This is a genomic window from Conexibacter woesei DSM 14684, assembly GCF_000025265.1.
Taxonomy (GTDB): Bacteria; Actinomycetota; Thermoleophilia; order Solirubrobacterales; family Solirubrobacteraceae; genus Conexibacter; species Conexibacter woesei.
The window spans coordinates 5,032,369-5,056,456 of sequence record NC_013739.1 but is presented as its reverse complement, the minus strand read 5'-3'; the positions used below and the strand labels follow the sequence as shown (position 1 = coordinate 5,056,456).

General features: G+C 74.5%; 23 protein-coding genes. 9 read left to right on the top strand and 14 right to left on the bottom strand.

Translation table 11 applies throughout. The features are described 5' to 3' along the window. Window positions 1-10: 10 nt before the first annotated feature. From CWOE_RS23800 to CWOE_RS23785, 4 genes are read right to left on the bottom strand one after another with little or no spacing between them, the layout of a single operon-like run. Complete coding sequence (locus CWOE_RS23800; protein ID WP_012936201.1) at window positions 11-388, bottom strand: hypothetical protein; 378 nt, start codon at window positions 386-388, stop codon at window positions 11-13. Continuing rightward, entirely contained in the window at window positions 385-1,506 is a 1,122-nt protein-coding gene (locus tag CWOE_RS23795) for a nitrilase-related carbon-nitrogen hydrolase (RefSeq protein ID WP_012936200.1), read from the bottom strand. The genes CWOE_RS23800 and CWOE_RS23795 overlap by 4 nt, the downstream gene beginning before the upstream one ends. Then, window positions 1,503-2,969 carry an APC family permease gene (locus tag CWOE_RS23790; RefSeq protein ID WP_012936199.1) on the bottom strand — a complete coding sequence of 489 codons (1,467 nt, stop codon included), beginning with the start codon at window positions 2,967-2,969 and terminating at the stop codon, window positions 1,503-1,505. Before CWOE_RS23790 ends, CWOE_RS23795 begins: the two co-directional genes overlap by 4 nt. 10 nt (window positions 2,970-2,979) lie before the next feature. Beyond that, window positions 2,980-4,623, bottom strand: a complete 1,644-nt coding sequence (locus tag CWOE_RS23785; protein ID WP_012936198.1) for an amidohydrolase — start codon at window positions 4,621-4,623, stop codon at window positions 2,980-2,982. 84 nt (window positions 4,624-4,707) lie between these two features. On the opposite strand from CWOE_RS23785, the gene CWOE_RS23780 reads away from it, so the two are divergent. Next, complete coding sequence (locus CWOE_RS23780; RefSeq protein ID WP_012936197.1) at window positions 4,708-5,733, top strand: LacI family DNA-binding transcriptional regulator; 1,026 nt, start codon at window positions 4,708-4,710, stop codon at window positions 5,731-5,733. A 60-nt stretch (window positions 5,734-5,793) separates the two neighbouring features. After that, the gene (locus CWOE_RS23775; RefSeq protein WP_012936196.1) at window positions 5,794-7,020 is read left to right on the top strand and encodes a sensor domain-containing phosphodiesterase; all 1,227 of its coding nucleotides are present in this window, start codon (window positions 5,794-5,796) and stop codon (window positions 7,018-7,020) included. A 4-nt stretch (window positions 7,021-7,024) separates the two neighbouring features. Here CWOE_RS23775 and CWOE_RS23770 read toward each other — a convergent pair whose 3' ends face one another. The 3 genes from CWOE_RS23770 to CWOE_RS31345 are packed head-to-tail and all read right to left on the bottom strand — an operon-like array spanning window position 7,025 to window position 10,897. Beyond that, on the bottom strand, window positions 7,025-9,553 hold the full coding sequence (locus tag CWOE_RS23770) for an FtsX-like permease family protein (RefSeq protein ID WP_012936195.1): 2,529 nt from the start codon (window positions 9,551-9,553) through the stop codon (window positions 7,025-7,027). 11 nt (window positions 9,554-9,564) lie between these two features. Further along, window positions 9,565-10,302, bottom strand: coding sequence for an ATP-binding cassette domain-containing protein (locus tag CWOE_RS23765; protein WP_012936194.1), 738 nt, complete (start codon window positions 10,300-10,302; stop codon window positions 9,565-9,567). 1 nt (window position 10,303) lies between these two features. Next, complete coding sequence (locus CWOE_RS31345; RefSeq protein WP_012936193.1) at window positions 10,304-10,897, bottom strand: PadR family transcriptional regulator; 594 nt, start codon at window positions 10,895-10,897, stop codon at window positions 10,304-10,306. A 136-nt stretch (window positions 10,898-11,033) separates the two neighbouring features. Here CWOE_RS31345 and CWOE_RS33000 point away from each other — a divergent pair, with 136 nt between their 5' ends. Continuing rightward, window positions 11,034-11,603 carry a hypothetical protein gene (locus CWOE_RS33000; RefSeq protein WP_012936192.1) on the top strand — a complete coding sequence of 190 codons (570 nt, stop codon included), beginning with the start codon at window positions 11,034-11,036 and terminating at the stop codon, window positions 11,601-11,603. Between the two features lie 173 nt (window positions 11,604-11,776). Next, on the top strand, window positions 11,777-13,159 hold the full coding sequence (locus tag CWOE_RS23750) for a DEAD/DEAH box helicase (RefSeq protein ID WP_012936191.1): 1,383 nt from the start codon (window positions 11,777-11,779) through the stop codon (window positions 13,157-13,159). A 79-nt stretch (window positions 13,160-13,238) separates the two neighbouring features. On the opposite strand, the gene gluQRS is transcribed toward CWOE_RS23750, so the two are convergent. Together gluQRS and CWOE_RS23740 are read right to left on the bottom strand one after the other, a co-directional pair. Further along, window positions 13,239-14,189, bottom strand: coding sequence for a tRNA glutamyl-Q(34) synthetase GluQRS (gene gluQRS, locus CWOE_RS23745; RefSeq protein ID WP_012936190.1), 951 nt, complete (start codon window positions 14,187-14,189; stop codon window positions 13,239-13,241). A 37-nt stretch (window positions 14,190-14,226) separates the two neighbouring features. Next, window positions 14,227-14,991, bottom strand: coding sequence for a crotonase/enoyl-CoA hydratase family protein (locus CWOE_RS23740; RefSeq protein WP_012936189.1), 765 nt, complete (start codon window positions 14,989-14,991; stop codon window positions 14,227-14,229). Between the two features lie 51 nt (window positions 14,992-15,042). Here CWOE_RS23740 and CWOE_RS23735 point away from each other — a divergent pair, with 51 nt between their 5' ends. From CWOE_RS23735 to CWOE_RS23725, 3 genes are read left to right on the top strand one after another with little or no spacing between them, the layout of a single operon-like run. After that, entirely contained in the window at window positions 15,043-16,308 is a 1,266-nt protein-coding gene (locus CWOE_RS23735) for an NAD(P)/FAD-dependent oxidoreductase (RefSeq protein WP_012936188.1), read from the top strand. Beyond that, window positions 16,305-17,114: a DUF1365 domain-containing protein gene (locus CWOE_RS23730; RefSeq protein ID WP_012936187.1), complete on the top strand. Its 810-nt coding sequence runs from the start codon at window positions 16,305-16,307 to the stop codon at window positions 17,112-17,114. The genes CWOE_RS23735 and CWOE_RS23730 overlap by 4 nt, the downstream gene beginning before the upstream one ends. Next, complete coding sequence (locus tag CWOE_RS23725) at window positions 17,111-18,427, top strand: SAM-dependent methyltransferase (protein ID WP_012936186.1); 1,317 nt, start codon at window positions 17,111-17,113, stop codon at window positions 18,425-18,427. Before CWOE_RS23730 ends, CWOE_RS23725 begins: the two co-directional genes overlap by 4 nt. 24 nt (window positions 18,428-18,451) lie before the next feature. Here CWOE_RS23725 and CWOE_RS23720 read toward each other — a convergent pair whose 3' ends face one another. The 5 genes from CWOE_RS23720 to CWOE_RS31340 form a co-directional block, all read right to left on the bottom strand. After that, window positions 18,452-19,246, bottom strand: coding sequence for an SDR family NAD(P)-dependent oxidoreductase (locus CWOE_RS23720; protein WP_012936185.1), 795 nt, complete (start codon window positions 19,244-19,246; stop codon window positions 18,452-18,454). 74 nt (window positions 19,247-19,320) lie between these two features. Continuing rightward, on the bottom strand, window positions 19,321-19,551 hold the full coding sequence (locus tag CWOE_RS23715; protein ID WP_041730892.1) for a hypothetical protein: 231 nt from the start codon (window positions 19,549-19,551) through the stop codon (window positions 19,321-19,323). Continuing rightward, window positions 19,545-19,859, bottom strand: a complete 315-nt coding sequence (locus CWOE_RS23710) for a hypothetical protein (protein WP_012936183.1) — start codon at window positions 19,857-19,859, stop codon at window positions 19,545-19,547. The genes CWOE_RS23715 and CWOE_RS23710 overlap by 7 nt, the downstream gene beginning before the upstream one ends. A 75-nt stretch (window positions 19,860-19,934) precedes the next feature. Continuing rightward, entirely contained in the window at window positions 19,935-20,531 is a 597-nt protein-coding gene (locus tag CWOE_RS23705; protein WP_012936182.1) for a histidine phosphatase family protein, read from the bottom strand. A 58-nt stretch (window positions 20,532-20,589) separates the two neighbouring features. Continuing rightward, window positions 20,590-21,183, bottom strand: a complete 594-nt coding sequence (locus CWOE_RS31340; RefSeq protein ID WP_012936181.1) for a CAP domain-containing protein — start codon at window positions 21,181-21,183, stop codon at window positions 20,590-20,592. A gap of 95 nt (window positions 21,184-21,278) precedes the next feature. On the opposite strand from CWOE_RS31340, the gene ligD reads away from it, so the two are divergent. Both ligD and CWOE_RS23690 read left to right on the top strand, forming a co-directional pair. Next, window positions 21,279-23,672, top strand: coding sequence for a DNA ligase D (gene ligD, locus CWOE_RS32175; protein ID WP_160165561.1), 2,394 nt, complete (start codon window positions 21,279-21,281; stop codon window positions 23,670-23,672). A gap of 90 nt (window positions 23,673-23,762) precedes the next feature. Then, window positions 23,763-24,053 carry a hypothetical protein gene (locus CWOE_RS23690; protein WP_012936179.1) on the top strand — a complete coding sequence of 97 codons (291 nt, stop codon included), beginning with the start codon at window positions 23,763-23,765 and terminating at the stop codon, window positions 24,051-24,053. The last annotated feature ends 35 nt before the right edge of the window (window positions 24,054-24,088 follow it).

Here is a 24,088-nt window from a genome sequence, read left to right as displayed (position 1 = left end):
CGCGCGCCGCTCACGCCGTGAGCACGTGTGCGGCGAGCACGACCCAGCCCGCCGACAGCAGCACGAAGCCGGCGCGGTCGAGCAGCTTGTAGACGGCCGCGTCGCCCGCCTGCGGCCAGCGCGCGAGCGGGAAGAACAGCAGCGGCGCGATCCACGAGCCCGCGACGATCGCGACCGCCGCCAGCAGCGGCGGGTCGTCGACCGCCGCGCCGACCGCGACGAGGATCGTGCCCATCATCAGCAGGTCGATGTGGCCCTGCCGGATGCGGTGCGGGGCGACGATCCCCCAGCGTCTGCGACCGCGCTCCTCGCTCGCGAGCACCATCAGCCAGCCGGTCAGCACGCCGGCCGCCAACTCGACGACGCCGATCCGGACGAGCGTGCTCATCGCGCCCGCTCGCGCTCGGCCCGCTCCCGCTGCGCGCGCCAGAACGGCGCCGACAGCGTCGGGAACCTGCACGGCTCGCCGTAGTACGCGCTCCAGAACGCCTCATGGCCGGCGGTCGCGGCGCGCTCGTAGTCGCGCACGTGGAGGTCGTTCGCCGTCGCCAGCTCCGGCCGCGGAGGCGAGGGCGAGCGGTCGAGGTAGTCGTACGCCTCGTGCCGGCCCTGCGCGAGCACGTTGAACGCGAGCGTCGAGCGGCGGTGCTCACGCAGGCTCGCGACGTCGAGCCGCGCGTGGACGATCCGCTCGCCGACCTGCGCCTCCGCCAGCACGCGGCCCTCGAAGTCGATCACCGCGCTTGGCGCCGTCCACGAGTACGGCGGGCTGCTGCGCAGCGACGCGCCCTGGTGGCAGCTGACCATGTACGCCATCGACTCCAGCGCGCGGACGCGGTCGGTCGCGAGTGACGCGCCGCCCGGGCCGCTGCCCCACGGGTCCATGAACGCCGAGGCGCGCACCAGCACCTCGGCGCCGTCGTAGGCGAGCTGGCGCGTGACCTCGGGGAAGAGCGCGTCGTAACAGACCAGCCCGCCGACATTGCCGATCGTGGTCCGCGCGACCGGCAGCAGCGGATAGCGCTCGACGTCGTAGCCGTGGTCGAGCAGGTCGACCGGCGACTGCGTCGGCTCCAGCGGGTGCCAGACGTTGAGCTTGCGGTAGCGCCACAGCAGCTCGCCGTCGGGACCGAACAGCACGAGCGTGTTGAAGATCGCGTCGCTGTCCGGGTCGCGTTCGAGCAGCGAGCCGGGCACGAGGTGGATGCCGTACTCGCGCGCCTTCTCCGCCAGCCGCTCGGTCTCGGGACCAGGGATGTCGCACGCGAGCCTGCGCTGCTCGGACCAGCTGTAGCCGGCCGCGCCGTGGATCGACAGCTCCGGCGCGACGACGAGCCCGACCGGCGCGCCCATCGCCATCGCGCCCTCGACCGCCCAGTCGACCATCTCGCAGAGGTGGTCGAGGTTGCGCTCCAGCGCCGCGCGGTCGACGGCGTTCTCCGTCTCCATCTGGCAGACGACGGCACGGTAGGCGCCGCCGAGCGCGACGGGCTCCGTCGCGCTCACGCCTCCACCTCTGCGATGCTCGTCGTCGTCAGCCGCTGGAACGCTTCGCGGTCGCGGCTGCGGATCCGCAGCGCGACCCCGATCCCGATGACGAACGCGACCGGGAGCGTGCCGATCAGCAGCACGTTCGTCGTCGAGTCGGCGGCCGTCAGCAGGTCGAAGTTCTTGACGATCAGGACGCTCGTCGCGCTCAGCGTTGCGCACGCCAGCGCCGGCGCGAACACGCGCTGCACGAGCGACGCGTCGTGCGGCGAGCGGCGGAAGTACGCGACGACGGCGGCCGAGCAGAGCGCCATCAGCATGATCAGCCCGAGGATCCCGGGGCCGTTCGTCCACAGGAAGATCTGCTCGTAGGGCTTGGCGCCGAACGCCGCCGAGACGCCGACGACGACGATGGTCAGGACCGTGACCGTGAGGCTCGCGACGACCGGCGCCCCCGTCTTCGCGCCCGCCGTCGCGAGGCCGCGCGGCAGCACGCCCTCGCGGCCGAGCGCGTGCAGGTACCGCGAAGAGGCGTTGTGGAACGCGAGCGTCGCGGCGAGCGTGCTCGTCACGATCAGGACGTGCATCGCGTCGGTCGCGCCGGAGCCGACCCAGCGCTCCATCGCGACGAAGAACATGCCGGTCGGGTCGTCGGCCGCCGCTCTCAGCGCCTGGTCGGGGCCGTAGGCCATGATCCCGACCCACACGATCAGCGTGTAGAAGATCGCGAGGAAGCCGACCGCGACGAACGTCGCGCGCCGCACCGTGCGGCGCGGGTCCTTCGCCTCCTCGCTGTAGATCGCCGTCGACTCGAAGCCGAGGAAGGCGCCGAAGGAGAGCACGAACAGCGCGCCGACGTGCGGGCCGAAGACGTGCGACGGCGCGAAGCCGTCGACGCTGAGGCCGTGCTCGCCGCCGCTCAGCAGCACGGGCACCGCGAGCACCAGCAGCACGACGACCTCGAGGATCAGCAGGACGCCGAGGATCTTCGCGCTGAGCGCGATCTGGTGGTAGCCGAGCCACGCGACGATCACGAGCCCGAGCAGCGCCCAGACGGTCCACGGCAGGTCGATCCCGAAGACGCTGGCGAAGGTGTCGTGCGCGAAGACGCCGAGCGCCGGGACGAAACCGATCGTGATCGCGACGTACGACAGCACCGCGACGAACGCCGCGCCGACGCCGACCGTGCGGCCGAAGCCCTTGCTGATGTACGCGTAGAACGCGCCGGCGTTGCGGACGTAGCGGCTCATCGCGGTGAAGCCGATCGCGAAGACCGCCATCACGATGCCCGCGACGAGATAGCCGCCGGGCGCGCCGAGCCCGCCGAACTGGATCGCGAGGGGGGAGACGCCCGACATCACCGACAGCGGCGCGGCCGCCGCGACGACGAAGAAGACGAGGTCCCACATCCCGACCGTGCCGCTGCGCAGGCGTGTTCCTTCGCCGCCGCCGGTGGCGGCGTCGCTTGCTTCGCTGCTCATCTGCTGCTCCTCAGTCGATGGCTCGGTGGACGACCTCGCCGTCCACCACGGTCAACCGCACCGGCAGGTCGACGAGCGCGTCGGCGCTCGTCGCGACGGGGTCCTCCGCGAAGCCCGTCAGGTCCGCGACGTACCCCGTCGCGATCCGCCCCTGGCGGGCCTGCTCGCCGATCGCGGCGGCGGCCCACGTCGTGTAGCCGAGGAGGGCCTCCTCGGCGGTCAAGGTCTGATCCGGCTCGAACACCGGCGCGTCCGGCACGCCGGGCGTCCGCCGCAGCCGCGCCCACGCCATCCCGATGCGCGGGTCGACGGAGGCGACGGGCCAGTCGGAGCCGAGCGCGATCTGCGCGCCCGCGTCGAGCAGGTCGCGCGTGCGGAACGCGCGCCGCGCGCGCTCGGGTCCGAGCCGGCGCGTCCACTCGTCGGACCCGTCGCCGGTGCGCCACTGCATGTGCAGCGGCTGCATCGAGGCGACGACGCCGTCGGTCGCGAGCCGCCGCATGTCGGCGTCGGTCAGCGTCTCGAGATGCTCGACGCGGTGCGGGGCGCCGTTCGCGGTGCGGGCACCGGCGGCGATCGCGGCGCCGTAGGCGTCGAGCACCTCGCCGACGGCGCGGTCGCCGACGGCGTGCGTCACGCACTGGAAGCCGGCGCCGGCGAAGCGCGCGACGACCTCCCGGTAGCGTGCGGGATCGGGCCAGAAGGGGGTCGTGCCGTCGCCGGCGGCGTCGGGCTCGTAGAGCCACGCGGTGCCGGTGTCGATCACGCCGTCGATGAACAGCTTCGCGATCCCGCCCCGCCAGCGCCGGCCGCGCTCGTCGCGCAGCGCGAGCTGCGCGGCGATCTGCTCGTCGGTCACGTCGGGCTGCTGCCACAGCGGCGCGACGAGCCGTACGCTCAGCTCGCCGGCGGCCTCCAGCTCGCGCAGCAGCGTGAACGTCTCCGGCGTGCCGTCCATCGCGTGGCCGCTCGTCAGCCCGAGCGCGTTCAGCCGCCGCATCACCTCGCCGACCTGCCGGCGCTGGCCGGCCCCGGTCGCGGATGGGAGCGCGCCGAGCGCGAGCCGGTAAGCGCTCGGTTCGTTGAGCGCGCCGGTCGGGCGGCCGTCGGCGTCGAGCACGACCTCGGAGGCGTCCTCGAACGCGCGCGCGCCGTCGATCCCGGCGGCGGCGAGCGCGGCGCGCGTCGCGACGGCGGTGTGGAGGTCGTAGAACAGCAGCAGCGCGGGCCGCTCGCCGACCGCCTCCTCGACCAGCCGTCCCTCGATCGCGATCCCGTCGAAGACGGCGTAGTCGAGCCCCCAGCCGCGGACCCACGTGCCGTCCGGCGTGCGCGCCGCCTCGGCGCGCAGCGCGGCGCGCACGCCGTCGAGCGTGCGGATGCCGTTGAGGTCGGCGCCGACGGCCAGCTCGGCGCCCCAGACGGGGTGGATGTGGGCGTCGGCGAGGCCGGGCACGAGCGCGACCCCGCGTCCGTCGACCAGCTCGGTGCGGGCGTCGCAGTGCTCGCGGACGGCAGCGTCGTCACCGACGGCGACGATCTCGCCGTCGCGCACGGCGACGGCGCTCGCGAACGGCCGGGCGGGGTCCAGCGTGCGTATGCGGGCGCCGAGGATCGCCAGATCCGCGGCCGTCCGCTCTCCTCGGGTCGGCATCCGCGGCAGCGTAGACCAAAACGTTTTGGGAGGCAAGCGCGCCGCATCCGAGCGGGCGCCCCGGCGGGCGGATACTGTGTGCCGATGAGCCGCCCCGCCGCGCCCCGCGTCACGATCCGCGACGTCGCCGCTGCGGCCGGCGTCTCGGTCACGACCGTCTCCCACTCGCTCAACGGCAAGGGCGCCGTCGACCCGGCGACGCGCGCCCGCGTCAAGCAGGTCGCGGCGCAGCTCGGCTACCGCGCGAGCCGCGCCGCGCAGGCGCTGCGCGCGGGCCGCAGCGGGACGATCGCGTTCGTGATCCCGAGCGTCGGCGCGGTCGCCGAGGAGCGCGAGATGCTCAGCCTCGACTACTACATGCAGCTCGCCAGCGCCGCCGCGCGCGTCGCCTTCACGCGCCGCCACCCGCTGCTGCTGCCGCCGCCGATCGAGACGCTCGACGACCTGCGCGAGCTGGGCGTCGACGGCGCGATCCTCTGCGACCCCGCGCGCGACGACCCCCGCATCGCGCTGTTCGAGGAGCTGGGGCTGCCGATCGTGACGATCGAGCGCGACCTCGGCCGCCCCGACCATCGCTGGTACGTCGAGGGCGACAACCGCGGCAACATGCGGCTGCTGCTCGACCACGTCGCGGCCGCCGGCGGCAGGCGGATTGCGCTGCTGAGCGCCGACTCGACGTGGTCGTGGTCGGCCGACAACGAGCAGGCCTACCGCGCCTGGTGCGAGGAGCACGAGCGCACGCCGATCGTCGAGCCGACGAGCCTGCGCCACCTCGAGACGAGCGCCTACGACCGCGCCTGCGCGCTGCTCGACCGCCCAGACCGGCCGGACGCGATCATCGCGCTCGCCGAGCGCTACGCGACCGGCGTCGTGCGGGCGGCGCGCGAGCGCGGCCTGCGGATCCCACAGGACCTGCTCGTCGCCGGCGGGATCGACAGCCACCAGGCGGCCGAGGGCGACCCGCCGATCACCGCGATCGACCTCCAGCCCGAGCTGCAGGGTGCCGCCGCGGCGGCACTGCTCGTCGCGCTGACAGAGGGGGAGCGGCCGGAGGCGCCGCGGATCGTCCCGTCGCGGCTGCGGGTGCGCGCGAGCACCCAGCGCACGTGAGCTGACACACCGGAATTTCGTCGCTAAGGTCTCGCGCGCGAGCGGCCGATAGCGCTGGCAATGACTGATGAACCGGGGATACTCGTCAGCGCCGTTTACCAGCCGGTCTACGAGCTGGAGAGCGGCGGAGTGATCGGCTACGAGGCGCTCGCACGTGGCCCGCAGGGCGGCGAGCTGGAGCGCCCCGACGCGCTGCTGTCGGCGGCGCGCCGCGCCGGGCTCGTCTCGCAGGTCGACTGGGAGTGCCGCCTCGCCGCCGTCTCCGGCGCGCTCGACGCCGGCCTCGACCGCTCGACGACGCTGTTCGTGAACATGGAGCCCGAGGCCGTCGGCGGCACCGCCAACGGCGACGGCCGCGCGCCGGAGCTGTGGCGTCGGGCGGAGGAGTCGCTGTCGGTCGCCGTCGAGCTGCCCGCCGCGGCGCTGCGCTCGCAGCCGCGCGAGCTGGTGCGCGCCGCGGACGCCTGCCGCGACCGCGGCTGGACCGTCGTGCTCGACGACGTCGGCGCCGACCGCGACTCGCTCGCGGTGCTGCCGCTCGTCGCGCCCGACGCGATCAAGCTCGACATGCGCGCCGCCAGCGCCGCGGGCAGTCCCGCGCTCGCCGACGTCGCGACCGCGGTGTGGGCGGAGCAGGAGCGGACCGGCGCGGCGATCGTCGCGGAGGGGATCGAGACCGAGGCCGAGCTGGAGCAGGCGCGCGGCGTCGGGGCGACGCTCGGCCAGGGCTGGCTGTGGGGCCGCCCCGGCGACATCCCCGACCAGTCGGCTCAGCGCGAGGCCGGCGTCGCCAGCGGCCTGCATCCCGAGCAGCGCCGCAGCGCGCCGAGCGGCACGCCGTTCGAGCTGCTGAGCGCCGCGCGCCCGGCGCGGACCGGGCGCGTCCCGCTGCTGACGTCGATGAGCCGCCACCTCGAACGCGCCGCGCGCGGCATCGGCGCCGGCGCGATCGTGCTCGCCGGCTTCCAGGACGCGTCGCGGTTCGCGGGCCGCACGCGCGAGCGCTACCGCAAGCTCGCGGACGAGGCGACGCTCGTCGCGGTCCTCGGCGCCGGAATAGCCGCGCAGCCGGCCCGCGGCGTGCACGGGACCGACGTCGCCGAGGACGACCCGCTGCGGCGCGAGTGGAGCGTCGTCGTGCTCTCGCCGCACTACGCTGCCGCGCTCGTCGGCCGTGACCGCGGCGACGACGTCGCCGACCGCGAGCGCAGCTTCGACTTCGTCCTGACACACGACCGCGAGCTGGTCGTCGCGGCCGCCCGCTCGCTCGCGGTGCGGCTGAGCTGACCCCTCACTCCTCGCGCGTGCTCAGCAGCGGCGACACGCGTGCGGCGGCCCAGCCCGGCAGCGCGGCGATCGCGCCGGCGACCGCGGTCACGCCCGCGAAGACGGCCAGCGCCAGCCAGCCGGCGACCGCGTAGGAGGTCGGGAAGCCCGCGACGACCCGCAGCCAGTACGTCAGCACGTACTGGCCCGCGAGACCGAACGCGACGCCGATCGAGCAGCCGACGCCGAGCACGATCGCGCTCTCCAGCAGCAGCGCCCGCCAGACGGCGCCGTCGCCGAAGCCGGTCAGCTTCAGCGCCGCCAGGCGCGGACGCCGCGCCCACGCGACCGCGCCGAGCGCCGCGGCGAGCGCGAGCGCGCCGGCGATCAGCACGAGCGCGGCGATCTGCGTGAGGCGGTCGAGCCCCTGCGCCGCCGTCCCTGTCATCAGCCGCCGCCGCTGCGCCGCCGTCGCGACCCGCAGGCCCGCGCCGGGCGGGAGCGCGCGCCGAAGCGCGGCCGCCGTCGCGCCCGCTGCCGCGCCGGGCGCCAGCTCGATCTGGAGCGCGCCGACGCGCGCGCCGCCCCACGCGCGACGGAAGTCCTCGCCGCCCATCACCGCCCCGCCGCCGCTCCAGGCGATGTTCGTCAGCACGGCCGCGAGTCGCAGCGGCACGGCGCGTGGGGTCGGCAGCGACACCGCGTCGCCGACGCGCAGCCCACGCCGCTCGACCAGCTCGCGCGACAGCGCGACCCAGCCGCCCGCGCGCAGCCGCCGCGTCGCGACCGCAAGCTGGCCGGGGACGGCGAGCTGGCTGCGCAGCAGCGGCGGCGCCCCGTCGGCCGGCGGGCCGAGCACCCACGCGCGCGCGCCGTCGACGTCGAGCAGCGCCGCGCGATACGGCCGCAGCGCGGCCACGCCCGGCACCTGCGCAAGCGCGGCGAGACGGCGGCCGGAGAGCCGGAAGTCGGCCGTCAGCAGCGCGTTGTCAGGCTGCGCGCCCATCACCCACAGGTCGGCCTGGCCGCTCATCCCGCGCGCGTCGCTGTCGATCCCGTCGAGCAGGTCGCGGTGCGAGCCCTCGACTGCGACGCTGCCGAAGACGGCGAGCGCAGCGGTCGCGGCGAGCGCGAGCGAGCGGGTCGGCGAGGCGCGCAGCTCGCCGAGCGAGACGACGAGCACCGGGCTGCGGAGGCGGCGGCTGAGCAGCCGCAGCAGCCGCAGCACGCCGGCAAGGGCCGCCGGGATCGTCAGCCCCATCGCCACGACGAGCAGCCCGAACACCGCGAGCGCGGTCGCCGGAGCGAGCGCCAGCAGCAGTGTCGCGGCGGCGCCCGTGGCGACGCCGCACGCGAGCAGTCGGCGGCGCGGCAGACGGCCGTCGTCGCCGCGCTCCTCGTCGCGACGGACGGCGTCGAGCGGCCGTCGCGAGGCGACGTCGGCGAGCGGGCGCAGCGCGGCGAGGACCGTCGCGGCGATTCCGCCGCCGACCGCGACGAGCAGCGCCGCGGCGGTCACGACGCGCTGCTCGCCGACGGTGAACGCAAGCGCGATGTAGCCGGGGACCGCGTCGAAGACGGAACGCGACAGCAGCTCGCCGAGCAGCAGCCCGACTGCGGAGGCGGCCGTGCCGAGCACGAGCGCGTCGACGACGACGAGCCGCACGACCGTCGCGTCGCCGAGCCCGTCGACGCGCAGGTCGGAGATGAAGCGGCGCCGCTCCGGCACCGTCAGCAGCATCGCGTTGAACGCCAGCAGCAGCCCGACGAGGGCACTGACGGCCGCGAACAGCGCTGTCGCGCGGTCGTTGGGACCCATCGCGTGCCCGAGCCGACGTGCCTCCTCGGTGCCGGTCGTGACATCGCCGGTGGCGAGTCGCTCCAGCCGCGCGCGCAGCGCCGTGGCGCGACCCGGCCGCGGCTCCGCCAGCACCCGCGTGACGCGGCCGCGCAGACCGGCGAGGCGCTGCGCGAAGCCGAGCGGCGCGAGCACGAGCGGGCTGCCGGCGAGCGACCCGATCCGGTCGCGGCCGAGCACGACAGCGACGGGCGCCTCGCGGCTGTGCCCGGCGGCCGTCACGCGCACCCGCTCGCCGGCCCGCACGCCGAGATCCCGCGCCGTGCTCGACGTCAGCGCGACCGCTTCGCTGAGCGCCGGTCGCGGCGGCGCCAGCTCGCGCAACAGCGGCCCGCCGACCGCGCCGGCGTCGCCGTCGGCGCCGAGCAGCGTCGTCGTGCGCGACCCGCGCGGGCCGCGCAGCTCGACGCGCGTCTCGATCATCGCGGCGCTCGTCGCGACCTCCGGCAGCCGCGCGACGTCGCGCGCCACGCCGGCGTCGAGCCCGCGCGTGCCGCGCGCGGTGAGCTGCAGCGTGCCGTCGCCGACGATCCCTCTCGCCAGCTCGCGCACCGAGCCGGCGACGCTGGCGTTCGCGACCAGGACGGCGAAGACGAGCCCGACGCCGACGGCGATCCCGGCGAGCGCGAGCAGCTCCTGCAGCGCGTGCGAGCGCGTCCGCTGAGCTGACAGGAAGAGCAGGTTGCGCAGCCGCATGCCGGCGGCGGTCAGACGCCGCCGTGGGCGCGCCGGCCGCCGCCGGGGAACGCCAGCAGCGCGCCCGGCTGCTCGGAGCGCGGCTTGATCAGGCGCCCGCGGTCGATCCCCATGATGCGGTGCGCCTGCAGCAGGTTTGGCGCGTCGGGCGCCGTCATCACGACCGCGACGCCCGCGTCCTCCGCAACCGCGCGCAGCAGCGTCAGCATCCGCTCGCGCTCGATCAGGTTGAGGTTCGCGGTCGGCTCGTCGGCGAGCAGCAGCCGCGGCCGGCGCACGAGCGCGTGCGCCAGCGCCACGCGCGTGCGGTCGCCGTCGGTCAGCTCGTGCCAGCGCGCGTGCGCGCAGGGGAGGGCGGAGAGCCGTTCGAGCATCGTGTACGCCTCGCGCCGCGCGTGCACGTGGCTGACGTCGCGCAGCCGCGGCAGCGCGACGTGGTCGACGACGGACAGGCCGCGCGTGATGCGCCCGGTCTGCCAGACGCAGCCGATCTCGCGCAGCAGGAGGTCAGCGCGGCGCCGCCGCGAGAGCCGCGCGACGTCGGCGCCGCCGTAGGTGACGGTCCCGGCGTCGGGCCGTTCCAGCCCGGCGGCGACGCGCAGCAGCGTCGTCTTGCCCGAGCGGCTGCTGCCCCAGATCGCGACGAAGTCGCCGCTCTCGACGTCGAGCGCGAGGTCGTCGAGTGCGACGTGCGACCGCGAACCCTGCGTGTAGCGCTTCGCGACGCCGGCGAGCGCGAGCAGCGGCATCTCAGTCGCGGGCTTCGAGCGCGGGCTGGTCCTGCATCCAGCGCATCGCCTCGCGCACGCGCCGCAGCCATTCGACCGTCGCCTGCAGGTGCGCGACCTCGGCGTCGCGCACCATCACGCTCGCGACCGCCGGCCACGACTGCGAGGACGCGAGCAGCTCGTCGAAGCTGCGTGCGCCCATGTACTCCTCCAGCCGTTCGAGGCAGGTCTGCTCCTGCTCGTAGGTCAGCTCGATCAGGCGCGGCAGGTTGCCCGGGCGCGACAGCGCGAGCTTCAGGTGCAGCTCCTCGCGCAGCGGCGCCATCGACGAGTCGGCGGCCATCCACTCCTCGAACCGCGCGATCCCTCTCGCCGTCGGCTCGTAGATCACGCGCGGCGCACCGCGAACCGTGCGGCGGCGCGTCAACGGCGCGCCGTCCTCGCTCGGAACCGGCCGTACCAGCCCTTCCTGCTCGAGCTTGTCGAGCGCCACGTAGATCGCGCCCGCGTTGAGCTGCCACGCAGGTCCGACCTGTTCCCCGAAGCGCTGCACGAGGTCGTATCCATAGCCCCTGCGCTGCGCCAACAGCCCCAGCACCGCGTACTTCACCGACATCTGGATCCTTGCACCGCCCCGTGCCCCCTTGCCGCGAATCTGCGTCTGAAGACGCGAGCGTATCTGAAGCTCCGCACCGTCGCCAACGGCCGCCGCTGCGACTGGAGCCGCCGACCTCGCTCGCTACAGTGCCCCGATGCCACGACTCACGTTCCCCCGCCTCGTCCCGGTCCTGCTCGTCCTCGCACTCGGCGTCTCCGCGTGCGGCGGCTCCGACGACCCCGAGCAGGCAGACGCGACCGTGTCGCAGCCGACGCAGCCCCGTACGCAGGAGACGCTGCCGGCGACCACGCCAACCGTGCCAACGACGCCACAGGCGACGACGCCGACGGTCCCGACGACCCCGCAGACGACGCCGACGACCCCGCCGGCGACGACGCCGACGACGCCGCAGAACGGCGGCGCGACGCAGCCGAGAACGCCCCCGGCGACGACCCCGAGAGATCCGACCGGCGGCGCGGCGACGCCCGCCTCCTGCGGCGACGTCGCGAACGGGTTCATCAGCGGCGTGCAGGCGAGCGGCGCGGAGTGCGGCGAGGCGACGGGCGTCGCGAACGCCTGGCTCGGCGCGGTCGGCGAGTCCGGTCCTGAGGCCGACGTCGTCGCCGGCGCCTACGCCTGCAGCGGCAGCAGACAGGGCGACTCGACCGCCGTCACGTGCATAGCCGACGGCGGCAGACGGGTCAGCTTCTCAGCCAACAACTGAGCCGGCGGGGGACGCGCTCGGCGCGTTCGCTGCTACCGTGAAGCTCATGGGCGGCGTCTTGCCGCTCGTGAGGTTCTGGTCTTCGAGGTGCGCCGAAGCGCGATTCGGGTCAAGGAATCTCCCGAATCGTCCGTGCGCCGGGAACGAGTCCCGCCGCCAGAAGGAGCACCCCGATGTCAACGTCCTTTGCCGATCTCGGCAGTTCGAACGCGGTCGTGACCGCGCTCACGAAGCGCGGAATCGCCACCGCCTTCCCGATCCAGGAGCTGGTCGTCCCCGACGTCCTGGCCGGCCATGACGTCCTGATCCAGTCGCCGACCGGCTCGGGCAAGACGCTCGCGTTCGGCGTCCCGCTGATGGACCGGATCGAGGCGACCGACAAGCGCCCGTCGGCGCTCGTGCTGGCGCCGACGCGCGAGCTCGCGCTGCAGATCGTCGACGAGACGCGCGAGATCGCGCACGCCCGCGCGCTCTCGATCACCGCCGTCTACGGCGGCGTCGGCCTCGAGAGACAGGCCCGCAACGCCGCCAGATCGCACATCCTCGTCGCGACCCCCGGCCGTCTGGAGGACCTGCTCCAGCGCCGCGCGTTCACGCTCGCCAACGTCAAGCTGCTGATCCTCGACGAGGCCGACCGGATGCTCGACATGGGCTTCCGCCCGGCCGTCGACCGGATCGTGAAGGCGACGAACGCGAACCGTCAGACGATGCTGTTCTCAGCCACGCTGAAGGGCGAGGTCGACCGCATCGCGAACGAGTACACGCACGACGCGAGACGCCACGAGCTGGCGCCGGCGCCCGAGAGAGTCGCCGACATCGACCACCGCTTCCTGCCGGTGCTGCACGAGCACAAGCTCGACCACCTCGTGCAGGAGCTGCGCCACCACGGCCGCGGCCTGACGCTCGTGTTCGTCAGAACGAAGCGCGGCGCCGACCGCCTCGTCAAGCGCCTCAGAGCGCAGAACGTCGAGTCGGTCGCGATGCACGGCGACAAGACGCAGGGCCAGCGCGAGCGCGCGCTGTCGCGCTTCGAGCGCGGCGAGGTCGACGTGCTCGTCGCGACCGACGTCGCGGCGCGCGGCATCGACGTCAACGGCGTCAGCCACGTGATCAACTTCGACGCGCCCGAGGACCGCGAGGGCTACGTCCACCGCATCGGCCGCACCGGCCGCGCGGGCGCGACCGGCATCGGCGTCACGTTCGTTATGGCCGACCAGGCGAAGGACATGGGCAAGATCGCCGTCGAGCTGGGGCTGGAGCGCGAGTTCGAGCAGACCGGCTTCGCGATCGACGTCGCGCCCCCACGCGGCCAGCAGCGCCAGGGCGGCGGTCAGGGCGGTGGCGGCGGCCAGGGCGGCGGCCGCGGCCGCAACCGGCGCCGGCGCGGCGGTGGGGGCGGCGGTGGCGGTGGCGCCCAGGGCGGCTCCAACGCCGGCGGCGGCTCCGGTCGCGGCGGCTCGTCGTCGCACGGCGGCGGCTCGTCGCGCGGCGGCTCCCGCGCGTCCAGAAGAGGCCTCTACGGCGGCGGCTCCTTCGGCGGCCAGCGCAGCCGCTGAGCGAGGAATGGCGATCTGACCACGTCCAGCGTGGTCGATTCACCACTCCTCGCGACTCGCGGGCGTCGCGGCGCCCGCCTCATCCGCTGAACGTCGTCGGCTCGCGCGGGATCCGCGCGGGCCGGAAGCGTTCCTCCAGCAGCGCCGGCGTGACGCGCTCGCCGTCCTCGGCGAGCCCCAGGCTCCGCGCCATCCACGCGAGCGCGTCGGCCGGCTCCCAGCCGCGCACGGCCTGCACGTCCGCGAGCGTGACCGCCCCGTGCCGCTTCGCGAGCCGGCTGCCGTCGGGGCCGAGCACGAGCGGGACGTGCGCATACGACGGCGCCGGCAGGTCGAGCAGCCGCTGCACCAGCAGCTGCCGCGGCGTCGTCTCCAGGAGGTCGTCGCCGCGCACGATCTCGCCGATCCGCTGGTCGCCGTCGTCGACGACGACCGCGAGGTTGTACGCGGGCGTGTCGTCGTTGCGCCACAGCACGAGGTCGTCGACGACCTGCTCGACGCGGCCGTGCAGCCGGTCCTCGAATCCGACCTCCGCCGCGCCCGCGTCGAGACGCAGCGCCGGCGGTCGCCCCGACCGCTCGCGGTCGGCCCGTTCCGCGGCGGTCAGCCGCCGGCACGTGCCGCGGTAGGCGCCCTCCGGCAGCGGCCCGTGCGCGGCCGACGCCGCCTCGCGGATCTCCGCGCGCGTGCACCAGCACGGATAGACGCGTCCGTCGGCCCGCAGCCGCTCGAGCGCCGCGCGGTGCAGCTGGCGCCGCTCTGACTGCCGCACGAGCGGCGCGTCCCAGTCGAGCCCGAGGGCGGCGAGGTCGGCGAGCTGCCCGGCCTCGTGCTCGGGCCGCGAGCGACCGGGGTCGAGGTCCTCGATGCGGACGAGGAAGCCCGCGCCCGCCGACCGCGCGAACAGCCACGCGAGCAGCGCGGTGCGCAGGTTGCCGAGGTGCAGCGGCCCGCTCGGGCTCGGCGCGAAGCGGCCGTCGCGGGACGACGTCCCGACCGCACCGCGTGAAGGAGCCCCTGGCGAGTTCACGCTCGGAAGCCGAGGCCCTGGCCGAGTGCTTTCGCGGTCACTCCGCGGGCGCCCCGCCGCGGCCGGCCCCGCCGGCGAAGCGCGTCGCGCCGTCGAGCGCCTCGTGCTCGAGCGCGACGAGGCCGTGCCGCAGCTCGTTCGCGAGCGCGGCATCGAGTGCGAGGTCGTGCTGCTCGTACGCGGACAGCCGGTCGTGCCGCATGCACAGCTGCGGGAGGCGCGCCAGCTCGTGCGCGAGCGCCTCGGCCGCCGCGCGCGACTCGCCGACGCCGACGACGCGGTTCGCGAGGCCGATCGCCAGCGCCTCCTGCGCGTCGACGGGCCGTCCGGTCAGGATCAGGTCGAGCGCGCGGCCGAGCCCGACGATCCGCGGCAGCCGCACCGTGCCGCCGTCGATCAGCGGGACGCCCCAGCGGCGGCAGAAGACGCCGAGGACCGCGTCCTCCTCGACGACGCGCAGGTCGCACCACAGCGCCAGCTCCAGCCCGCCCGCGACGGCATGGCCGGCGACGGCGGCGATCACGGGCTTGGACAGCAGCATGCGGCTGGGACCCATCGGGCCGTCGCCGTCGGGCTCGATGCGGTTCCCTCGGCCCTCGGCTATCGCTCTCAGGTTCGCGCCGGCGCAGAACGTCCCGCCCGCGCCCCACAGCACCGCGACCGACGCGTCCTCGTCCGCCTCGAACGCGCGGAAGGCGTCCGCGAGCGCATCCGCGGTCGGGCGGTCGACCGCGTTGCGGACGGCGGGCTCGTCGAGCACCACCGTCGTGACGGGACCGTCGCGTTCGACTGAGACGGGCATGCGCAGAGGAGGCTACTCAACCGCTCGCGGGTCCGGTGCGTAGGACCCATCGTGAAGATCGCGATCATCGGCGGCGGCGTCTCTGGGCTCGTCGCCGCTCACCTGCTGCACCGGACGGGCGTCCACGACGTGACGCTGTTCGAGCGCGGCGACCAACTCGGCGGGCACGCGCACACCGTCGAGGTCGAGGACGAACGCGGGGCGAGCCACGCCGTCGACACCGGCTTCATCGTCCACAACGACCGCAACTACCCGTGCTTCCAGCGGCTGCTGGAGCAGCTCGGCGTCGCCACGCAGCCGGCGCCGATGTCGTTCGGCGTCGCGGACGCGGTCGGCGACTTCGAGTACAACGGCGCATCGCCGAACGGCCTCTACGCCAAGCGCGCCCATCTCGTCACGCCGTGGTTCCAGCGGATGGTCGCCGACCTCGTGCGCTTCAACCGCGAGGCGCGCGAGCTGCTCGGCACGAGCGCGGGGGAGTGGGATCCGTCGCTGCGCGAGTACCTCGCCGCGCGGCGCTACTCCGACGCGTTCGTGGAGCGGCTGATCGTGCCGCAGGCGTCCGCGGTCTGGTCGGCTGACCCCGAGCAGCTGTGGCGGTTCCCGGCCCGCTTCCTGGTCGAGTTCTTCGACAACCACGGGATGCTCGGTTTGCGCGACCGCCCGCAGTGGCGCACGATCGACGGCGGCTCGCGGCGGTACGTCGAGGCGATCGCCGCGCGGCTCGGGGAGCGTCGCGTGCGCGTCGCGACACCGGTCGAGGCGGTCTCGCGTCATCCCGACCGCGTCGAGGTGACGCCGCGCGGCTGCGCGCCGGAGCGCTTCGACCACGTCGTGATCGCGGCGCACGCCGACCAGGCGCTGCGGCTGCTGAGCGATCCGCGCGAGCGCGAGCTGGAGCTGCTCGGCGCGTTCCCCTACCAGCGCAACGACGTCGTCCTGCACACCGATCGCGGCCTGCTGCCGCGCCGCCGGCGCGCGTGGGCGAGCTGGAACTACCACCTGACCGAGCGCGCGACCGGGCGGCCGACGGTGACTTACCACCTGAATCGGCTGCAGGCGCTGCGCGGCGCCGGGCGCGAGTACCTCGTCACGCTCAACCGCGCCGACGACGTCCGCGGCGAGCACGTGATCGAGCGATTCGCCTACGACCATCCCGTCTACACGCGCGCCGGCACCGCGGCGCAGCGCCGCTGGGAGGAGCTGGACGGCGTCGGCCGCACCTCCTTCTGCGGCGCGTACTGGGGCTGGGGCTTCCACGAGGACGGCGTGCGCAGCGCGCTGCGCGCCTGCGCGCGGTTCGGCGGGCGCCTGTGACCGTCTCGGCGATCTACGAGGGCGTCGTCGCGCACCGCCGTCGCGTGCCGGTCGCGCACGCGTTCAAGGCGCGGCTGTACTTCATGTACCTCGACCTCGCGGAGCTGCCGGAGCTGTTCGACGGCCACCTGCTGTGGTCGGCGCGTCGGGCGGCGCCGGCGTGGTGGCGCCGGGCGGACTACCTCGGCGATCCCGCCGTCCCGCTCGACGTCGCCGTGCGCGACCTCGTGCAGGAGCGGCTGGGGGCGCGGCCGCAGGGGCCGGTGCGGATGCTCGGGCAGGTCCGCACGTGGGGCGTCGGCTTCAACCCCGTCGCGTTCTACTGGTGCTTCGACACGAGCGGCGAGCACGTCGAGGCGGTCGTCGCGGAGGTGACGAACACGCCGTGGGGCGAGCGCCATGCTTACGTCGCGCCGGGCGGTGGGAACGCTGACAACGTGCTGAGAAGCCGGCACACCAAGGCGCTCCACGTCTCCCCGCTGATGGAGTCCGAGCTGGAGCACGTCTGGACGATCTCGGCGCCGGGCGAGCGGATCGCGATCTCGATCGCGAACGAGCGCGACGGCGAGCTGATATTCGCCGCGGCGCTCGCGCTGCGGCGGCGCGAGCTGTCGCCGCGGGCGCTGAGCAGGATCCTCTTGCGCTACCCGTGCGTCACCGGGCAGGTGCTGGTGCGGATCTACTGGCAGGCGCTGCGGCTGCGGCTGAAGGGGGCGGAGTGGCACGCGAAGCCGCCTGCGGGCGAGCCCGCCCCGGCCGAGACCGCTCCGGTCGAGCGGGCGGAGCCCGCGGAGGCGGCGAGGTGAGGCCGCGCGAGCGCGCGGCCCGTGCCACGGCGCACGCGCTGCTCGCGCGCGTCCGGGGCGGGGTGATCGAGCTGGTCGAGCCCGGCGGCCGCGTCGTCGCGCTGGGCGCCCAGGCGGGTCCGCCGGCCGCGCCGCTGCGGGCGCGTGTGGTCGTGCGCTCGCCAGCGTTCTACACGGAGCTGGTCGGCGCGCGCGGCGTCGGGCTGGGCCGCGCGTACCGCGACGGCCTGTGGACGTGCGACGACCTCGTCACGCTCGTGCGGATCGCGGCGCGTGCGATGGTCGCCGGCGACCGCGTGCGGGAGCGGCTGCTGCCGCTGACAGGGCCGGCGCAGCGGTTCGCGTGGAAGCGCCGCGCCAACACGCGTGCGCGCTCGCGCGAGCGGATCGCCGCGCACTACGACCTCGGCAACGAGCTGTTCGCCCGTTTCCTCGACGAGACGATGATGTACTCGTGCGGGATCTTCGAGCGCCCGGGCGCGACGCTGAGGGAGGCGTCGGTCGCGAAGCTGGAGCGGATCGGCCGCACGCTCGACCTCCGCCCGTCCGACCACGTGCTGGAGATCGGGACCGGCTGGGGCGGCTTCGCGATCCACGCCGCGCAGCGGTGGGGCTGCCGCGTCACGACGACGACGATCTCGCGCGCGCAGCACGAGCACGCGGTCGCGGCGGTGCGCGCGGCGGGTCTGGCGGACCGCGTCACGGTGCTGCTGCAGGACTATCGCGATCTCCGCGGCCGCTACGACAAGCTCGTCTCGATCGAGATGATCGAAGCGGTCGGGTGGGAGCATCTCGACACCTACTTCGCGGTCTGCGCGCGACGGCTGAAGGACGACGGCGCGATGCTGCTGCAGGCGATCGTCACGTCGGACCTGACGTACCGCGTCGAGCGCGCGTCGGTTGGCTTCATCAACGCGTTCGTGTTCCCGGGCGGCACGCTGCCGTCGATGGCGGCGATCGAGCGGTCGGTCGGCCGGACCGACCTGCGCGGCGTCCGGATGGAGGACATCACAGCCCACTACGTGCCGACGTTGCGGCACTGGCGCGAGAACTTCCTCGCGCGCTGGCACGAGCTGCGCGAGCACGGCTACGACGAGCGCTTCCGCCGCATCTGGGAGCTGTACCTCGCCTACTGCGAGGCCGGCTTCGCGGAGCGGCGGATCCGCGACGTCCAGCTGACGCTCGCCAAGCCCGGCTTCCGCGCCGAGCCGCTGCCCGAGCTGGCACGGATCCCGACGCTGACGATCGACGATCTCGGCCCACCCGCCGGCGCAGGCGCCGACGACCCGCTCAGCGCCGCGGCGTCGAGCTGAGCGGCGAGCGCGCCACCGCGCCGCTCAGCGCCGCGGCGTGCGGCTGAACGAGCGCGCCGCGATCGCGTCGAGCAGCTGCGCGGGGCCGCGCGAGGCGAGCTTCGCGAGCGCGCTGCGGCCGCCGGGTCCGAGCACGCGCCTGTCCTGCTCGATCGCCTCCACCGCGCGGCGCGCCCACTCGGCGGCGGGGAGCGTCTCCCAGCCGGAGGTGTCGAGGTGGCGCGAGTAGAGCGCGGTGGTCGCGTCGAGCATGTCCGACTCGACGCCGGGCGTGACGAGCTGGAGCGTGCGCACGCCGGTGCCGCGCAGCTCGCGCTGGAGCGACTCGGTGAACGCGACGACGCCGGCCTTCGAGGCGGCGTACGTCGAGGCGGAGGGGAAGTAGGCGTAGCCGCTGATCGAGGCGTTGTTGACGATCGTCCCGCGGCCACGCGCGAGCATCCCGGGCAGGACCCGCTGCGTCAGCTGGATCGCGGCGAGCAGGTTGACCTGCACCATCGCCTCGATCTCCTCCATCGCCTGTTCTTCCAGCAGGCCGCCCGTCATCGCCCCGGCGTTGTTGACGAGCACGTCGACCTGGTCCAGCTCCCGGCCGAGCTGCGCGAAGCAGGCGTCGATCGCCGCGCGGCTCGACAGGTCGAGCCGGACCGCGCGCACGTCGCGTACGCGTTGCCCGGCCACGTCGAGCTCCGCCCAACTGTCGAGCGACCGCACCCCGGCGAGCAGCCGGACCGGCCGTTTCGCCAGCTCCACCGCGATCGCCCGCCCGATCCCGCGGTTCGCCCCGGTCACGAGGCATGTGGCGCCGTCGAGGTTCACACCCCTGATACGGCCCCCGCCCCGTCCCGGATCGCTCGCAGCCCCGCCGCCCGCCCGTCCCACCGCCCTCGCGCCTACTCCGGAACCGGCAGCACCCGCACGTTCTCGTCCGCGTCGACGATCACGACGGTGCACCCGCGCCCGTGCGCCTCGGCGATTCCCTCGGAGGTCAGGAGGTCGGAGGGGATGAACGACGCCGGGTTCCCGAAGCGCGGCTCGTCGCCTTCGATGACCCGGTCGACCTCCGCATCGACCACCCGCGACGTCGCCAGCTGTGCGGCCGACCGCTGCGTTCGTCTCACCATTCCCATCGCTCGATCATCCTCTCGAACTCGGTGCGGATCAACCGCATAGAACTGCGATGTGCCTCGGCAGGCGCGCCGTGGTGGAAGACGGTCGCTGGGTGCTTGTAGCCGTCGAAGTCGTACCGGTGGTGGTCGTTGCAGCCGTTGTGCGTGCAATCGAACAGGTCCACGGTACGCCACGCCCCGCTGACCGCCACGACCAGGACGTTGGCGAACGCCACCACGTCGCGCTCGGTCTCCCACCGGCACCGCATCTCGACGCCAGGGGCCAGTCTCTCTTCGAACGAATGCCGCCGCCGCACCACCATTCCGGCGACCGTATGGACGCACCCGCGCAAGCGGGCACGCGCTTTGAACCGACTCTGTGCGGGCGCGGCGGCGGCTCAGCCGGTCGGCAGGTGACCGGAGTCGTTCCAGAGCCGCAGCGCGGGGTTCTCGCGCTCGGATCCGATGATCGAGACGGTCGCGGGGTCGAGCGCGAGGTGGCGGCCGGCGGTCGGGTCGAGCTCGAGCGCGACGGCGGCGAGCGTGCGCAGCAGGTGCCCGTGGGCAACGATCAGGACCGGTCCGTCGGCGGCGCGGGCGCGCGTGATCGCGCGGGAGGCGCGGCGGGCGGCGTCGGGGATCGACTCGCCGCCCGGGGAGCCGTCGCGCCACAGCTCCCAGCCCGGCCGGGCGCGCTGGATCTCCGCGGTCGTGCGTCCCTCGTACTCGCCGTAGTCGACCTCCATCAGGTCGGGTTCGAGCGTCAGCCGCCCGTCGAAGCCAGCCAGCTCCGCAGTCCTCCGGGCGCGCTGCAGCGGGCTCGCCAGCACGAGCGCGAAGTCGACGTCGCGCAGCCGGTCGGTGAGCGCGGCGGCCTGCGCCTCGCCGCGCGGCGTCAGCGGCATGTCCGTGCGGCCGGTGTGCCGGCGTGAGCGCGACCATTCGGTCTCGCCGTGACGGACGAGCCAGAGGTCGTTCGGGGGAGCGGTCGCCATCGCGGCAGACTACTCCGGTCGCGACGCCCCGCGTCGCCGGGCGGCGGCAGCCGCTCCGCTAGGAGTGGCGGCCGAAGTCGGTCGTGTAGGTGGCGCCCGCCTGCCCGGCGAGGCCGTCGTCATGGACCGGCACGCCCGGGACGATCCCTATCCCGATCTCGCGAAAGCGCCCGTTGAGGATGTTCGCGCGGTGACCGGGACTGTCCATCCACGCCTTCACCAGCGCGGCCGGCTGCGCCAGCTCCTCGGTGCCCCAGCCGATGTTCTCGCCGAGCGTCCAGCTCGCGCCCTTCGGCACGTAGCGCGCCGCCAGCATCCGCTGGAACGGCGTGCGGCCGTCGCGCGACTCGTGCTCGAAGTAGCCCTTGCGGACCATGTCGAGCGAGTGGGCGCGGGCGACACGGCCGAGCTTCGCGTCGATCCGCAGCGGCGCCAGTCCGCGGCTCGCGCGCTCGCGGTTGAGCAGGCACAGCGTCGCATCGCTCGCCTTGTCGACCGTCGCAGCGGTGACGGCGACACGGGCGGAGCTGCACGCGCTCGGCTGGCCGGTGTCGGCCGAACGGGCCGGTCTGGCGCCGTGCGCGGCGGCCGGCAGGGCGACGTAGGAGGCGAGCACGAGCGTGACGACGCGGGTGAAGAGACGGTGGCGCATGGTGGCTCCCCCATCGGCCGCGCACGCGCAGGCTCGGGCTTATGGCCCCCGCGCTGGACGTATGTCCGATCGCCCTGCCCGGGTACGGTCCCCCCATGAGCCCGCGCCGCGACAGCCTCGACGCGTACCGCGCCAAGCGCGACTTCGGCGCGACGATCGAGCCAGCGCCGGGCGATGCCGCCGCCGCGCGCTCCTCGCGCGCGGACGACGCGCCGGCCGAGTTCGTCGTCCAGCAGCACGACGCCACCCGCCTGCACTGGGACCTGCGGCTGGAGCGCGACGGCACGCTCGCCTCGTGGGCGCTGCCGCGCGGGCTCCCGCTCGACCCGCACGACGATCGCATCGCCGTTCGCACCGAGGACCACCCGCTCGAGTACCTCGACTTCCACGGCGAGATACCGAAGGGCAGCTACGGCGCCGGCACGATGGAGATCTTCGACCGCGGCACCTACGACGTGCACGAGTTCACCGACAGAAAGGTCGAGGTCACGCTGCACGGCGAGCGCGGCCGCGCGGTCGGGCGCTACGGCCTCTTCCCGCTCGGGCGCAGAGCCGAGCGCGCGGACGGCCCGCAGGGCGACTGGATGATCCACCGGATGGAGCCGCCGGCGGATCCCGAGCGGGAGCCGCTGCCCGAGCACCTGCTGCCGATGCTCGCGAAGGCCGGCGAGCTGCCCGCCGCGCGCGAGGACGACGCGTGGGGCTACGAGATCAAGTGGGACGGCGTGCGGGCACTGCTGTGGTCCGACCACGGTCACGTCAGAGTCCAGAGCCGCACGCAGCGCGAGATCGCCGAGCGCTATCCGGAGGTCAAGCCGATCGGTCGCGCGCTCGGCGCCCACGAGGTCGTGCTCGACGGCGAGCTGGTCGCGCTCGACGAGCACGGCAAGCCGAGCTTCGAGCGGCTGCAGAGCCGCATGAACGCGGGCAGCGAGGGCGCGATCCGGCGCGCCGCCAGAGCGGTCGCGGTCACCTACGTGATCTTCGACCTGCTGCACCTCGACGGCCGCTCGCTGCTGCACGAGCCGTACGCGACACGCCGCGAGGCGCTGAGAGCGCTGAGCCTCGACGGCGCCGCCTGGCGCACGCCGGCGTACCACCGCGGCCACGGCGCGGCGCTGCTCGCGGCGACGCGCGAGCAGGGGCTGGAGGGGATCGTCGCCAAGCGGCTCGATGGCGTCTACGAGCCCGGCCGCCGCAGCGGCGCGTGGCGCAAGCTGCGCAACCGGCTGCGGCAGGAGCTGGTGATCGGCGGTTGGCTGGAGGGGGAGGGCAACCGCGCGCAGCGGATCGGCGCGCTGCTCGTCGGCGACCGCGAGCAGGACGGCGGCCCGCTGCGCTACGCCGGCCGCGTCGGCAGCGGCTTGACCGAGGCGATGCTCGACGACCTGCTCGCGCGGCTGCGCGCACGTGAGCGAGCAGGCTCACCGTTCGCACCGGCGCCGGCCGCGGCGAGAATCCCGCGCGGCGCCCACTGGGTCGAGCCCGAGCTGGTCGCCGACGTCGAGTACAGCGAGCGCACGAGCGAGGGCCTGCTGCGTCAGCCCGTCTTCAAGGGATTGCGCGACGACAAGCCGCCGGAGCTCGTCGTGCGCGAGCGCGCCGACCTGCGCGGCCAGCGGTTCAGCAACTGGGACAAGGTCCTCTACCCGGCGAGCGGGTTCACGAAGGGCGACCTGATCGACTATTACGTCGCGATCGCGCCGACGCTGCTGCCGCACCTGCAGGACCGCCCGATCACGCTGCGGCGCTGGCCCGACGGCGTCGAGGGCAGATCGTTCTACGAGAAGAACGCGCCGTCACACCGGCCCGACTGGGTGCAGACGGCGTCGATCTTCAGCCGCAGCGAGCGCAGACGGATCGACTACTGCCTCGTGCAGGACACGGCGACGCTCGCGTGGACGGCGAACCTCGCGGCGATCGAGCTGCATCCGTCGCTGTCGCTCGCGCGCGCGATGAGCCACCCGACGGCCGTCGTCTTCGACCTCGACCCCGGCGAGCCCGCCGGCCTCCCGGAGTGCGCCGAGGTCGCGCTGGTGCTCGAAGGCCTGTTCGGCCAGCTCGGTCTGCGCAGCGTCGTCAAGACGTCGGGCTCGAAGGGGCTCCAGGTCTACGTGCCGCTCGGCGAGCGGGCCGCGACGTACGAGCAGACGAAGCCGTTCGCGAAGCGGATCGCCGAGCTGCTGGAGCGGCGGCTGCCCGACCTCGTCGTCGCGCGCATGTCGAAGCGGCTGCGGGCCGGCAAGGTGCTGGTCGACTGGAGCCAGAACGACGAGCACAAGACGACGGTCGCGGTCTACGCGGTCCGCGCGCGGGATCGGCCCACGGTGTCGACGCCGCTGAGCTGGGAGGAGCTGCGTGCGGCGCACGCAGCGGGCGTCGCCGACCGCCTCGCGTTCGAGCCCGCCGACGTGCTGGCCCGCGTCGCCGACCAGGGCGACCTGTTCGCATCGATGCTCGGATCCGCCCAGGAGCTGCCGCAGCTCTGAGTTCCGGAGCGGGTCGGCGGGAGCCGCACGCCATGTCGTGCGGAAGTCGCCTAGGATGCGACGAACTCGCCGCCCACGGCGCCTTTCACCATGGATCCAGTCACGCTCCGAAACCGTCTGCTCGTCGCCACCGGCATGTGGCGCGAGGTCTCCGGCACGCCGCTGCCGAGACTGCCGCCCGGCAAGCCCGACGAGCAGCTCCAGGCGTTCGAGCTGCTGCTCGTCGACAAGCTGTGGGAGAGCGCGACGCCCGAGAACGCGCGCGAGATCGCGGACCGTACGTGGGACCTCGTGCACGATCGCCCCGAGAGAGACGCCGTCCGCAAGCGCGTCGTCGAGTGCCACGAGGCGCTCGCGCGCATGTCGCGTCTCGGCGACTGACGGCGCTCGCCGCGCTGCGCGGCGAAGCGGCGCGG

Coding starts and splice junctions, on each gene's coding strand:
- CWOE_RS31345 (WP_012936193.1), bottom strand. CDS start 10,897: ATGTCGGTGAAGTACGCGGTGCTGGGGCTGTTGGCGCAGCGCAGGGGC.
- CWOE_RS23790 (WP_012936199.1), bottom strand. CDS start 2,969: ATGAGCAGCGAAGCAAGCGACGCCGCCACCGGCGGCGGCGAAGGAACA.
- CWOE_RS23765 (WP_012936194.1), bottom strand. CDS start 10,302: ATGCCGCTGCTCGCGCTCGCCGGCGTCGCGAAGCGCTACACGCAGGGT.
- CWOE_RS23775 (WP_012936196.1), top strand. CDS start 5,794: ATGACTGATGAACCGGGGATACTCGTCAGCGCCGTTTACCAGCCGGTC.
- CWOE_RS23785 (WP_012936198.1), bottom strand. CDS start 4,623: ATGCCGACCCGAGGAGAGCGGACGGCCGCGGATCTGGCGATCCTCGGC.
- CWOE_RS23750 (WP_012936191.1), top strand. CDS start 11,777: ATGTCAACGTCCTTTGCCGATCTCGGCAGTTCGAACGCGGTCGTGACC.
- CWOE_RS23770 (WP_012936195.1), bottom strand. CDS start 9,553: ATGCGGCTGCGCAACCTGCTCTTCCTGTCAGCTCAGCGGACGCGCTCG.
- CWOE_RS23690 (WP_012936179.1), top strand. CDS start 23,763: ATGGATCCAGTCACGCTCCGAAACCGTCTGCTCGTCGCCACCGGCATG.
- ligD (WP_160165561.1), top strand. CDS start 21,279: ATGAGCCCGCGCCGCGACAGCCTCGACGCGTACCGCGCCAAGCGCGAC.
- CWOE_RS33000 (WP_012936192.1), top strand. CDS start 11,034: ATGCCACGACTCACGTTCCCCCGCCTCGTCCCGGTCCTGCTCGTCCTC.
- CWOE_RS23800 (WP_012936201.1), bottom strand. CDS start 388: ATGAGCACGCTCGTCCGGATCGGCGTCGTCGAGTTGGCGGCCGGCGTG.
- CWOE_RS23715 (WP_041730892.1), bottom strand. CDS start 19,551: ATGGTGAGACGAACGCAGCGGTCGGCCGCACAGCTGGCGACGTCGCGG.
- CWOE_RS23710 (WP_012936183.1), bottom strand. CDS start 19,859: ATGGTGGTGCGGCGGCGGCATTCGTTCGAAGAGAGACTGGCCCCTGGC.
- CWOE_RS23705 (WP_012936182.1), bottom strand. CDS start 20,531: ATGGCGACCGCTCCCCCGAACGACCTCTGGCTCGTCCGTCACGGCGAG.
- CWOE_RS31340 (WP_012936181.1), bottom strand. CDS start 21,183: ATGCGCCACCGTCTCTTCACCCGCGTCGTCACGCTCGTGCTCGCCTCC.
- CWOE_RS23740 (WP_012936189.1), bottom strand. CDS start 14,991: ATGCCCGTCTCAGTCGAACGCGACGGTCCCGTCACGACGGTGGTGCTC.
- CWOE_RS23780 (WP_012936197.1), top strand. CDS start 4,708: ATGAGCCGCCCCGCCGCGCCCCGCGTCACGATCCGCGACGTCGCCGCT.